Annotated in this window: 9 protein-coding genes and 1 riboswitch; of the genes, 7 read left to right on the top strand and 2 right to left on the bottom strand. The window is 68.2% G+C overall.

The genetic code is table 11. The annotated features are described in order from the left end of the window. Positions 1–22: 22 nt before the first annotated feature. The 4 genes from ACZYRS_RS15495 to ACZYRS_RS15480 are packed head-to-tail and all read left to right on the top strand — an operon-like array spanning position 23 to position 2758. Positions 23–613 (top strand): peptidylprolyl isomerase, encoded by a 591-nt coding sequence (locus ACZYRS_RS15495; protein ID WP_463419963.1) that lies wholly within the window; start codon positions 23–25, stop codon positions 611–613. Positions 614–646: 33 nt separating this feature from the next. Continuing rightward, on the top strand, positions 647–1159 hold the full coding sequence (locus tag ACZYRS_RS15490; protein ID WP_198787429.1) for a peptidylprolyl isomerase: 513 nt from the start codon (positions 647–649) through the stop codon (positions 1157–1159). Between the two features lie 22 nt (positions 1160–1181). Beyond that, positions 1182–1958, top strand: coding sequence for a UDP-2,3-diacylglucosamine diphosphatase (locus ACZYRS_RS15485; RefSeq protein ID WP_463419962.1), 777 nt, complete (start codon positions 1182–1184; stop codon positions 1956–1958). An 8-nt stretch (positions 1959–1966) separates the two neighbouring features. After that, entirely contained in the window at positions 1967–2758 is a 792-nt protein-coding gene (locus tag ACZYRS_RS15480) for a M90 family metallopeptidase (RefSeq protein WP_463419961.1), read from the top strand. Between the two features lie 109 nt (positions 2759–2867). On the opposite strand, the gene ACZYRS_RS15475 is transcribed toward ACZYRS_RS15480, so the two are convergent. Together ACZYRS_RS15475 and ACZYRS_RS15470 are read right to left on the bottom strand one after the other, a co-directional pair. Next, positions 2868–5762 (bottom strand): DUF349 domain-containing protein, encoded by a 2895-nt coding sequence (locus tag ACZYRS_RS15475; protein ID WP_463419960.1) that lies wholly within the window; start codon positions 5760–5762, stop codon positions 2868–2870. A gap of 190 nt (positions 5763–5952) precedes the next feature. After that, positions 5953–9771, bottom strand: coding sequence for a DUF748 domain-containing protein (locus ACZYRS_RS15470; RefSeq protein WP_463419959.1), 3819 nt, complete (start codon positions 9769–9771; stop codon positions 5953–5955). On the opposite strand from ACZYRS_RS15470, the gene ACZYRS_RS15465 reads away from it, so the two are divergent. The 3 genes from ACZYRS_RS15465 (at position 9689) to glyA (ending at position 12664) form a co-directional block, all read left to right on the top strand. Continuing rightward, positions 9689–10003 carry a hypothetical protein gene (locus ACZYRS_RS15465; RefSeq protein WP_198787587.1) on the top strand — a complete coding sequence of 105 codons (315 nt, stop codon included), beginning with the start codon at positions 9689–9691 and terminating at the stop codon, positions 10001–10003. The genes ACZYRS_RS15470 and ACZYRS_RS15465 overlap by 83 nt on opposite strands. Positions 10004–10371: 368 nt before the next feature. Beyond that, positions 10372–11223, top strand: coding sequence for a lytic transglycosylase domain-containing protein (locus tag ACZYRS_RS15460; protein ID WP_463419958.1), 852 nt, complete (start codon positions 10372–10374; stop codon positions 11221–11223). Positions 11224–11253: 30 nt separating this feature from the next. Continuing rightward, positions 11254–11378, top strand: a riboswitch (ZMP/ZTP riboswitch). Positions 11379–11419: 41 nt separating this feature from the next. After that, on the top strand, positions 11420–12664 hold the full coding sequence (glyA, locus tag ACZYRS_RS15455; protein ID WP_463419957.1) for a serine hydroxymethyltransferase: 1245 nt from the start codon (positions 11420–11422) through the stop codon (positions 12662–12664). Positions 12665–12670 lie beyond the last annotated feature (6 nt).

Genomic DNA, 12670 nt, shown 5'->3' with positions numbered 1-12670 from the left:
CCTTTCGCAAACGGAGCATCACTTGACGATCCACGCCTTTTCAAGATTCAGCCGCCGCAACGCCTTCATCCTGGCCGCGGCCCTCGGCTTCGCCGCCACCGGCTACGCACAGCAAGCCGCACCGCGCGTCAAGCTGGCCACCTCGGCCGGCGACATCGTGGTCGAGCTCGATGCGGCCAAGGCGCCCAAGTCGGTCGACAACTTCCTGCAGTACGTCAAGGACAAGCACTACGACGGCACGGTGTTCCACCGCGTGATCGACGGCTTCATGATCCAGGGCGGCGGCTTCACCGCCGACATGCAGCAAAAGCCCACGCGCCCGCCGATTCCGCTCGAAGCGGGCAACGGCCTGAAGAACGACAAGTACACCATCGCCATGGCCCGCACCGGCAACCCGAACTCGGCGACCTCGCAGTTCTTCATCAACGTGAAGAACAACGACTCGCTCAACGCGCCCAACCCCGATGGCTACGGCTACACGGTGTTCGGCAAGGTCGTGGCCGGCACCGACGTGGTCGACAAGATCCGCGCCGTTCAGACCGGCAACAAGGGCGGCATGCAGAACGTGCCCCTGGAGACCATCACCATCAAGTCCGCCACGCTGGCGAAGTAATTCACCCATTCCGAACTTCCGAAGGAGCCCCTCATGAGCAACCCCCAAGTCGAACTGCACATCAAGAACTACGGCGTGATCACGCTCGAACTGGACGCCGAGAAGGCGCCCAAGTCGGCCGAGAACTTCATCGCCTACGTGAAGAAGGGCCACTACGACAACACCGTGTTCCACCGCGTGATCCCCGGCTTCATGGTGCAAGGCGGCGGTTTCGAGCCCGGCATGAAGCAAAAGCCCACCGGCGCCGAAATCGAGAACGAAGCCAACAACGGCCTGAAGAACGCCAACTACACCGTCGCCATGGCCCGCACCAGCGCGCCGCACTCGGCCACCGCGCAGTTCTTCATCAACGTGTCCGACAACGGCTTCCTGAACCACACGGCACCCTCGGCACAAGGCTGGGGCTATGCGGTGTTCGGCAAGGTCATCAACGGCACCGACGTGGTCGACAAGATCAAGGCCGTGAAGACGGGCCGCAAGGGCTTCCACGACGACGTGCCGCTCGACGACGTGGTGATCGAGAAAGCCGTCGTCATCGCTGAATGACCCGCATCAGGCACGGCGCGGCATGACCAACGTGGCGAACCCGGCTTTCTGCGAGCTGGTGGCGCCGCCCGCGTGGCGCACCGTCGACCTGATCTCCGACCTGCACCTCGAGGCCGGCGAGCCCGCCACCTTCGAGGCCTGGCAGGGCTATTTGCAGACCACGCCGGCCGATGCGCTGGTGATCCTCGGCGACCTGTTCGAGGTGTGGGTGGGCGACGATGCCGCGGGTGAGCCCGGCTTCGAGGCGCAATGCGCCGAGTTGCTGCGCCGCACCGCCGAGCGCCTGCCGGTGTTCTTCATGCACGGCAACCGCGACTTCCTGGTCGGCCCCGCGCTCGCGGCGCAATGCGGCTTCACGCTGCTGGACGACCCCACGGTGCTGGTGCTGCACGGCCAGCGGTGGCTGCTGAGCCACGGCGACATCCTTTGCCTGGACGACACCGAGTACCTCAAGTTCCGCGCGATGGTTCGCACGCCCGAATGGCAGGCCGCCTTCCTGGCCCGGCCGCTCGAAGAGCGCCGCGCGCTCGCGCGCTCGATGCGCACCCAGAGCGAAGACCGCAAGCGCAATCCCTCGACGATCTGGGCCGACGTGGACACCGGCGCCGCACGCCAATGGCTGCAGCAGGCCGGGGCGACAACGATGGTGCACGGCCACACGCATCGCCCTGCCGACCACGACCTGGGCGATGGCCTGCGCCGCATCGTGCTGAGCGACTGGGACGCCGCGGCGCATCCGCCGCGCGCGCAGTTGCTGTGCCTGTCCACCGCCGGCGTGCAACGCGTCGACCTGCGCTAGCACCGCCGATGTTCAAGTGGCTGCGCCGCCTGCGTGCCCTGCCCCCGATTCCCGAAGCCGCCTGGCACGCCACGCTGGCGCGCTACAGCTTCCTGGCCGATCGCCCCGCCGCGGACCTGGAGCGGCTGCGTGTGCTGACGGCCGAGTTCCTGCGCGACAAGGAATTCCACGGCACCCAGGGCTTCGTCATCACCGACGAGGTCGCGCTGGCCATCGCCGCGCAGGCGGTGCTGCCGGTGCTGCACCTGAAGGGCCACCTCGACTGGTACGACGATTTCGTCGGCATCGTGGTGCACCCGTCCGAAGTGGTGGCGCGGCGCAAGGTCGTCGACGAGGCGCAGGTCGTGCACGAGTACGACGAGGTGGTGGCCGGCGAAGCCATGGACCGCGGCCCGGTGATGCTCAGCTGGCAGGACGTGCTCGCCAGCAGCGTCACCCGCGAAGGCGGCTACAACGTCGTGATCCACGAGTTCGCTCACAAGATCGACATGCGCGGCGGCGATGCCGACGGCTGCCCGCCCCTGCCGGCCGGCTTCGCGGGCCAGCGCAGCGCCCGCGCATCGCGCGCCGCGTGGTTCGCCGTGCTGCAGCCCGCCTACGACGACTTCCGCGAGAAAACCATCATGGCCGAGCGCTTCGGCGCCGAGCCGCCGTGGCTGGACGACTACGGCGCGACCTCGCTCAGCGAGTTCTTCGCGGTGGCCTGCGAGGCCTACTTCGTGAACCGTCCGAACTTCGCGCGGGATTTCGCCAGCGTGGTGGCGCTCTTCGACGAATTCTTCTTGCGCAAACAGGCCTGATCCCGACGGGACATGCGGGATTCGGCGCGTGCGGCCGTGCGGCCGTGCATTACCCCAAAGAAAAAGGCGCCCCGCGGGGCGCCTTTTTTCATGGCCTTCCGGCGCGCGCTTACTTGCGCAGCAGCGCCTTCAACGCATTCTGCAGGCGGCGTGCGCTGGCAGCGTCGTGCGCCGCGGCCAGCACCTTGCCGGCATCCTGGCCCCAGGTCTGCACCGGCGCCGGGTCGCCACGCTTGGTCAGCAGCTTGAGCTGCAAGGCGCGGCGCGCGTCCAGCTGCTCGGCCGGCGTCGGCACTTCGGCGGCCATTTCCAGGCGCAGCAGTGCTTCGGCGGCATCGTTGGCGGCGGCGGTCGGCGCGCTGCCGATGGCTTGCGACCAGTTCGTGCGCACGGCCGGCGAGACCGCGCGACCCAGCTCCTGCACGCTCGGCAGGCGCGCGGCATCGCGCTGTTCCCAGGCGCCGAGCACCTGCGTGAGCGCTTCGCCGTGGGCTTGCGCCGCGAGCTTGCGCAGCGCCATGTCCGCACGTTCGAGCGCTTCGCGCTGCGCGCGGAAAGCCGCATCGCCCAGGCGCGGGCCGCGGTCCTCGAAGCGCGGGGGACGGTCGCCGAAACGACCGGCCGGTGCGCCGCGATCACCGCCGCGATCGCCACGATCACCGCGCGCATCGGGGCGCGGACCGCCACGGTCGCCGGGACGCCCCGGGCCACCGGGGCCGGGCCGGCCACCGTCGCGGCGGTCGCCGAACTTGCCACCGGCACGGCCTGCGGGCGCCGCGTCCGTCTTCTTGCTGCTGGGACGGTCGTCCCCGCGCATGGCCACGACCGGCTTGGGGGCCGGCTTCGGCGCGGCGGCCGGTGCCGGGCTTTCGACAGCGGCGGCTTCGCCGGCGTCGTGCGCTGCGCCATCGGCGCGTGCGGAGGCGTCGGCGCCGTCGGCGGGCGCCACGAGGTCGGGCGCATCGGCCTGCGCGGCTTCGACCGGTGCGGCCGGCGACGCTTCCGCATCGCTCGGGCTCGGCGCCTGCTCGGCGCTTTCGGCGAATTCAGCGGCGGCCTGTCCGGGCGCCACGATGTCGGTCGCACCCACCGACGGGCCATCGCTGGCCACGTTCGGGGCAACGGCCTGTTCGGCCTTCGGCGCGGGCGGCGGTGCTTCGCCGCGCAGCGCGCCTTCCAGGCGGGCGATGGCCGCGCGGATCTTCTGCACGTCGCCGCCGGCATTGGCGGCGTCGAGCGCCTTGGAGGCGTCGAGCACATGGCGGTCGTGCTCGCTCATGGCGGCCGATGCCTTTTCGCGCTCGGCCGTCTTGCGGTTGAAGGCTTCGTCGATGGGCGCGCGGAACGCGTCCCACAGCTTCTGTTCGTGGCGGCGGTCGAGCGGCACGCTCTGCGCCTCGTGCTGCCAGCGCTGCTGCAGCGCCTTGACGGCGTCGATGCGCAGCATCGGCTGGGCACCGAGCTCGGCGGCCTCGGCGATCATGGCCTGGCGGCGTTCGACGCTGGCTTTTTGCGCCGTCTCGAACGGTGCGCGCGCGGCGCCGAAGGCTTCGTTCCACTGCGGCTGCAACTCGGCGAACACCTTCTCGCCCACGTGGCCGGCATCGCGCCAGCGGTCGGCGAACTGGTGCAGCGCGCGGTTGTGCGCCTTCAGGTCGGTGGCGCCGGCATGCTCGGCGGCCCAGGCCTTGACCTCTTCGATCAGCGCCACGCGGTGCGCGCGGTGCTCGGCCGCATCGGCGCGCACCTTCTCGAGCCAGGCTTCGACCACCTTGTGGGCTTCGTTGCAGGCTTCGTCGAAGCGCTTCCACAGCGCATGGTTGGGCACCCCGCCCTGGTCGGCCTGCTTCCACTGGTCGCGCAGCGCGCGCAGCGTTTCCTGCATCTTGCGGCCGCCGAGGGCCTGGCCTTCGGGGCGCTTGAGGAGGCCCTCGGCCTTGGCGACGAGGTCTTCGCGGACCTTGTCGGCGCTCCAGCGCTGCCAGCCTTCGAGCTCGCCGGCCGCGACCAGCGCCGCATGCACGCGGGCTTCGAGCGGCGCCTCGACCAGCTTGCCGTGCTCCTTGAGCACCGCGCGCAGCGCGGCGGCCGCGCCAGCGCTGGCCTTGCCGTGGCCCTCGGCGGTTTCCTGCTCGAGCTTGGCAAGCGCGGCCTGCACCGCGTCTTGCGCGGCGGCGCGCACGGCCGGATCGATCTTGGGTGCGGCAGGCCGTGCGGGCGCTGCGGCCTTGGGCGCGAGCACCTCGCCGCGCGCGCTGCGCAGCTCGTCGGCCCAAACGGGCACCGGCGGCAGCGGCGCTGCAGCGTCGGCCGCGGCGGCGATGGCCTGCGCCAGCGCGCTGTGGAATGCATCGGACACGACCAGCAGCTGCGACTTCGATGCTTCGAGTTGCGGCGCGAACTTGGCGTCCAGGCTGTTCCAGTTGATGTCGGCGGTGATGTCGCCGGCCTGCTGCTGCCAGTGCGTGACGTCGTTGCGCAGCGACTCCTCGGCGGCCTGGGCGTCCTGCCAGCCCTTGGTGGAGAGCACTTCGAAACGCTGCGCCAGCAGCACAGCGGCTTCGCGGTGCACCTGGGCGCGGTGTTGCAGGTCTTCGATGCCCTTCACGCGTTCAGCCAGCTTGGCCTTCAGGCTTGCAAGCGGTTCGCGCGAGAGCGGCGCGCCGGCCTTGGCGGCATCGCGCTGCCAGGCGAGCGCGTCGGCGATGTTGAGCTTGGACTGGCCCAGCAGCGCCTCGGCCTTCTGCGCCCATTCGGCGGCAATGGCCTCCTGGCCCTTGGCGCGCTTGAGCTCGTCGAGCTTCTCGCGCAAGAGGCGTGCGGCGCCCTTGTCGCGGCCGCTCAGCTCCTTGAAGACTTCCTGCATTTGCTCGGACGCGGGGTTGCCCGCGAGCCAGTCGCGGATGCGCGCGGCGCGTTCTCCCGAGGTCGGCGCGGTGAAGGCGCCGCCGGTGAGCGTGTCGAGGGCCTGAAGGTCGTGTGGCTTGGAAGAAGTAGAGGTCACTGCGCGAAATCGTTGTCTTGGTATGGAAAGCGAAGGCGCCGGCAAAGGCCGGCGCACATCGACATTTTCACCCACTTGCGGTGGACCGCCCAATTCCGTTGCGGAACGGCGGCCAATGCAGGTTGCGGGCTGGGAGATTAAAGGTGACTACATATATAGCAAGCCGATGCAAAAAACCAAGTGGCCGCTCTCACTTCATGGTCAGTTTGAGCTCGGCGCCCGGCTTCCAGTCGGCACCGCTGGCCGTGGTGCGCACCGCGCCCAGGAACAGCCGCTCGCTCGTGAGCTTCTGCGCCAGCAGGTAGTCGCGCACCGCGGCGCCGCGTTCCACGGCCAGTTGCCGCATCGACTCCTCGTCGACCGGCACGCTCGCGAACAGCAGCTTTTCCATTTCGGTGACGGGCAGGTCCTTGGCGAGGCCGACGAGGTTGCGCGGCTTGGTGATGTCGGCGCGCTTGTAGACCGCGGTCAGCAGCTCGGGGTATTCAGCGTCGGTGACCGGCGCCACGTCGGTGCCGGTCTGGCCGCCGCGCACCGCGACGCGGCGCTTCTCGGCCTGCGTCAGCTGGCGCACCCGCTGGCGCTGGTAGGCGTCGCGCTCCTTCTCGAGGCTGGAGGTGCCAACGACCGTCATCTCCAGCGTCGGCCGCTCGGTCAGCGCCTTGGCGACCTTGTCCAGGCTTTCCTTGGCCGCGGCGCTGAGCACCGAGCTGCCCGCCTCGAAGGTGATGGCGCTCGACTCGCCGCTGCCGCCGCCCCCCAGCCCCCCCGTGAGCAGGCTGAACGGCGCCGTCACGGCCTTGACGATCAGGTTGACCACGGCCTTCCAGATCAACGGCCCGACGCTGAACTGCGGATCGTTGAGCGAGCCGCTGAGCGGCAGGTCCACGTCGATCACGCCGTTGCGGTCGGCCAGCAGGGCCACGGCCAGCTTCACCGGCAGGCTGTTGGGCGCGCCGGCGACTTCCTCGCCGAACTGCAACTGGTTGAGCACCAGCTTGTTGGTGGCGGTGAGCTGGCCGTCGGGCGCGACCTTGTAGTTCACGTCCATGCTCATCTTGCCGCGCTCGATGCCGTGGCCCGCGTAGCGCACCGAGTACGGCGACAGCGGCGCGAGATCGAGGTCGCGCATCTTGGCGGTGATGTCCAGCTCGAGCGGCTTGGCCAGCGGGTTGAGCTTGCCGGTGATCTCCAGCGCGGCGGTCTGCTGCGCCTTGCCGCGCAGCTCCAGGTCGGCCAGCGCCGGCCGGCCCCCCTGCCCGTTGGGCGGGTTCGACGAGAAGGAACTGAGCTTGCCGGTCAGCTCGCTCAGGTCGGCCGAGTAGTTGGGCTTGACGAACAGGTCGGTGAAATCGATCTTGCCGTTGACCAGGCTCATCGGGCCGAAGTTGATGACGGGCTTGGGGCCGGTGTCGACGGGGGCCTGCGCCGTGGCGACGGGCGCCGCCGCCGGCGCGGCCGGTTCGGGGGTGCCGCCGACCATGGCTTCGGCCGATACCGGCGCCCCACCCGAGCGCTGCGCCGGCGGTGCGCCGCGGGTCGTGGTGGTCGTGCCGCCCGGGCCCTTCTGGGTCCTGGCCTCGGCGGTCGCCGTAGCGGCGGCGGCACCTTCGGCCTCGCCCTTCTTCGTCAGGTTCAGCAGGTTGAGCCGGCCGGTCGGGTCGACGATCACGCGGGCGAAGAAGTCGGTCAGCGTGGTCTCGCGCACGTTCACGTTCGGCGGCGCGTTGGGCGCCATGCTGACCTGCAGGCCGCGAAGGCTCAGCGTCTTCCAGCTCAGCAGCTGGTTGGTGTTGCGGTCGAAACCGGGCGACTGGGTCAGCGAGACGCTGTTGGCGCGGAAGTCGTCCAGCGCGGTGTCGCCAGCCAGCTTCACGCTCATGCCCGCCGGCGCGGTCGCGTAGCTGACGGTGCCGCGGTAGCTCGCGAAGGCGCGGCGGATGTCGACGTTGAGCGCGTCCGCGTAATAAGCCTTGAAGGCGTGCGCGGGGAACGAGATCACCTCGAGCCGGCCTTCGGCGGCCAGCGGCTTGAGCACCACGTTGCCCTTGTAGTCGAACTTGCCCGGATCGGAACGCCCGGAGCCGATGCGACCCGAGACCTGCAGCGGCGAGACGGTGTTTGTCTCGGGCGCGATCTTCTGCGCGTTCAGCTTGAAGGCCGTGACCTCCACCGTCACCGGCAGCGCGCCGGCCTTGTCTGAATAAGAGAGGCTGCCGTTGTCGACCGCCATGGTGGCGATGGTCAGCGCCCAGGGCTTGGTGTTGGCATCGGGCTTGGCCGATCCGGCGCCGGCGGGCTTGGGCGCCGCAACCTTCGCTTCGGCCGCCCCGCCGTTGCCGGCCGGGGTGCGCAGCCACCGCTCGAACATCCAGCGCTTTTCGCTGTCGCGCTCCACGCGCACCTTGGGGTTGGTGGCGGTGAAGGAGGCGATGTTCAGCGTGTGCTGGGTCATGTCGACCTCGGCATCGACCAGCTCGAAGCGGCCGACGCTGGCCAGCGCGGTCTTGGTCTGGGTCAGCGCGAGGCCGTCGGCGGCCAGACGGCGGGCCTTGAACTTGAGGTTGGGCTGGTCCCAGGCAATGTCGATCTGTCCGCTGAGCTTGCCGTCGAGCGTGGGCTCCAGGCTCTGCGCCAGATAGGGCGCGGCCAGCGAGAGCGGCAGCGCGTCGACCTCGGTCTGCACGTCCGCCACCTTGTCGGTGGCGCTGCCCTTGAACTTGAGCGAGGCGCCGGCGATGGCGGTGCTGCCGTTGAATTGGGCCGGCTTTTCCATCGGCCAGGTGATGGCGGTGACGTCGAGCCCTAGGTCGGTGACATCGACGGCGGCCGCAGGCTTGACGGTTTCGTCGCGCCAGCCGATGCGCCCGCCGCTCAGCGCCACCTTGTCGACCTGCACCTTGAGCTTGGGTTTTTCGGCCGGCTTGCCGGCCGGCGCACTGGCTGCGGCGGTGGGAAGCGGAGCCACTTTTTCCGCGGCACCGGTGGCCGGGTCCGTGGCCATCAGGTTCAACTGGCCCGAGGCATCGCGCGCCACCACGAGCTGCGGATTGGCCAGCGCCACTTCGCTCAAATGAAACACCGATTCGAGTGGGCGAACGTCCGCCAGCGCGAGCTTGAGCGAATCGAAGCCCAGGAGGTCGCGACCTCGGGCGTCGCTCAGCTTGGCGCCGTGCGCCTCGACCGTGCCGTAGATCTTCAGGCCCGTGGTCGCCGCCTGTTGGAAGTCGATCTTCAGGTCGGCATCCAGGCTGCCGGCCTGCAGCTTCACCGGCAGGCCGCCGGGGATGTAGCCCAGGTAAGGCGCCAGATCGAGCCCCTTGAACTGCACGTGCGCGTCGGTCTTGCGGCTTGCCGAGAAGGGCGTGGTGAAAGCGGCCGAATCGAAGCTGCTGCCGTTGAGCACGAAGGCCAGCTTGGGCTCGGTCTTGACCTCGCGCTGCGACGCCAGGTTGCTCAGGAAAGGCACGTCGAGGACGAAGTTGCGCAGCTCGTGCCTGCGCTTGACCGTCTGGTCGTCGAAGTCGACCGCGCCGTCCTTGATCGAGATGTTGTAGATGGCAAAGCGCGCCGGCTCGGCCTTGGGGTCGGGCGGCGGGCCCGAGGCCAGCTTGGCCAGGATGTCATCGATGTCGTACTTGCCGTCGGCCTGGTGCGTGAGCAGCACCGCGGGCGCCTCGATCGACACCGCGTCGATCACGGGCGCCAGGCGAAAGAGCGACTGCAGTTCGGCGTCGGCGTAGATGCGCTTGATGGCCAGTTGCGGCTGCTTGCCGTCGGCCGTGGCGATGCGCAGGTCGTGCAGCGCGAGTTCGAGGGTCCAGGGCTTGAAGTCGATCTTGCCCACCGTCACCTGGCGGCCCAGTTTCTCGCTCGCGATCTTTTGAAGCTGGCTCTTGGCGATCGGCGGCACGATCAACCATGCAATGACCCAGAAGGCCAGAAGAACCAGCACCGCGACGATCCCACGTCGCACCCATTTGTTTTGTTTGAGCGAAGCTAAATCCATCGCGGGAGTGTGCCGCAAACATGCGGCAAAGCAGAAACAAGAAAGCCCGGCAACGCGACTGAATGCCTCGTTGCCGGGCTTGATGGCGGGCCTAACACCCAAGCCATCGATTCGCGCGACCGGAAGTCAATGGTTCCTGCCGTGCTGGCAGCAAGAGATTGCCGCCGTGGATCCGCCGTCGATCGAGCCCTTGACTTGCACCTCGGACTGCCTGACTTTGGAAAACGCCTGAAAACCCAGGCCCGTCCAGATTAGGTGCCGCACCCTCGCATTGCAAATTCAATCTTCCAAGGGATTTCCCGTAAGCCAAATGCCTCTGTGCGGGTCGGATTTTTAAACATCTATTAGCATATGAAACGATTTCCTTATGCTTGACCGGCTATTAAGCGACGTTAGAATCCGCCCTGCCCCAGCTGCCAGACGCAGCAGGGCCACCCTGAATCCGCTGCCGAGAACTCCCCCGGCTTGATCAGGTCGCCGCGCTCCTTACCCCACACCCCTCCATGCGCGGAGCCTGATTCGTACCAATCCAAGCGCCGTTGCCTTCATCCATCGCCTCTCCAGGCGCTGCGAGCAGGTGCCGCACAGAAAGGAAGAGCGATGAACAAGGCGTTTGATGCCACAGCCCGCGGGCTACGGACCTTCGTGTCCGATGTGGCAGACGGCTTTTTTGAAATCACCCACAACGGGTTTGCGCTGGTCGGTTTGGCCATCGTGTTCGCGGCCCTCGCCCTCGTGGCACGGCCCGATCTGCGCCAGACCGGCGAGGAACAGCTCATGGGCTGGCTGCAGTCGCGCAAGCCCGCGCCTGAAGTCTCCGACCTGGAGCCGACCGCCATCGAGCGCACCACGGCAGCGAGCCCCGGCGACCTGCCCAAGCAGCAAGCCGCCGTGGCTTACTGGCTGAGCAAGAAATACAGCGTGGCTGCAGAGCCGCTGAGCGTGCTGGTGTCCGAGGCCTATTCGATCGGCAAGCGCACCAAGCTCGACCCGACGCTGATCCTGGCCATCATGGCCGTGGAATCCAGTTTCAATCCCTTCGCCCAGAGCCACGTCGGCGCCCAGGGCCTGATGCAGGTCATGACCCGCGTGCACGGCGACAAGTACGAAAGCGCGGGCGGCACGCTCACCGCCTTCGACCCGGTGACCAACATGCGCGTGGGCGTGAAGGTGCTGCAGGAATGCATCGCCCGCGCCGGCTCGCTCGAGGGCGGCCTGCGCTACTACGTGGGCGCGGCCAACCTCGAGGACGACGGCGGCTACGCCAGCAAGGTCATGGCCGAGCACGAGCGCCTGCTGCAGGTCGCCAACGGCCGCGCGCCGTCGGTGCTGCCGCCCCGGCCGGCCATTCGCGCACAGCCGATTCCCATCGTGACGCCGGCGCCCGCGCCGATCAAGGCCGAAGAAGGCTCGGAACCCGCAAAGGTCGCGCTGCTTTCCGGCGTGTCCTGAGGCTCGCCTGGCCGGGGGTGAGCTACACTCGGCCCCGTACGCGACTGGCGATAGGCGCAGCACCCGACAAGGTGCCACGCGCTGACGTGGAATACCACTGGGAAGCGTGCCGCCTGACCACAACAGGCGTTCAGCCGTTCGCCTGGGCAGCCCTTGTTTGGTTGAAGAACAAGGACCTCGTCTTCAAAGGACTGCCATGTACCAACGCAATATCCTGGTCGAACAGACCGATCCCGAGATCTGGGCCGCGATTCAAGCCGAAAACGCGCGCCAGGAACACCACATCGAGCTGATTGCCAGCGAGAACTACGCCTCGCCGGCCGTCATGGCCGCCCAGGGCTCGCAGCTCACCAACAAATACGCCGAGGGCTATCCGGGCAAGCGCTACTACGGCGGCTGCGAGCACGTCGACGTGGCCGAGCAACTGGCCATCGACCGCGTCAAGCAGATCTTCGGCGCCGATGCCGCCAACGTGCAGCCGCATTGCGGTGCCTCGGCCAACGAAGCCGTGATGCTCGCCTTCCTGAAGCCCGGCGACACGATCATGGGCATGAGCCTGGCCGAAGGCGGCCACCTGACCCACGGCATGCCGCTGAACATGAGCGGCAAGTGGTTCAACGTGGTGAGCTATGGTCTGGACGCCAACGAAGCCATCGACTACGACGCGATGGAACGCAAGGCGCACGAGCACATGCCCAAGCTGATCATCGCGGGCGCCTCGGCCTACTCGCTGCGCATCGACTTCGAGCGCTTCGCCAAGGTGGCCAAGGACGTGGGCGCGATCTTCATGGTCGACATCGCCCACTACGCCGGCCTCGTGGCCGCGGGCGTGTACCCCAACCCGGTGCCGCACGCCGACATCGTGACCTCCACCACGCACAAGAGCCTTCGCGGCCCGCGCGGCGGCATCATCCTGATGAAGGCGCAGCACGAAAAAGCCATCAACAGCGCCATCTTCCCGGGCCTGCAAGGCGGCCCGCTGATGCACGTGATCGCCGCCAAGGCCGTCGCGTTCAAGGAAGCCATGACGCCCGAGTTCAAGACCTACCAGCAACAGGTGGTCAAGAACGCCCAGATCGTGGCCGACACGCTCACCGAGCGGGGCCTCCGGATCGTGAGCGGACGCACCGAGAGCCACGTCATGCTGGTGGACCTGCGCGCCAAGGGCATCACCGGCAAGGAAGCCGAAGCCGTGCTGGGCAGCGCCCACATGACGATCAACAAGAACGCGATTCCGAACGACCCGGAAAAGCCGATGGTCACCAGCGGCGTGCGTATCGGCACCCCGGCCATGACCACGCGCGGCTTCAAGGACGAAGAGGCCCGCATCACCGCGAACCTGGTCGCCGACGTGCTCGAGAACCCGCGCGACACGGCGAACATCGACGCGGTGCGCGCCAAGGTGCACGCGCTGACGAGCCGCTTCCCCGTCTACCGCTGATCCGAC

The sequence above is a fragment of the Variovorax sp. AC194 genome (assembly GCF_979257995.1).
Note: the sequence above shows the minus strand (reverse complement) of the source record. Positions and strands in the feature narration are given on the sequence as shown.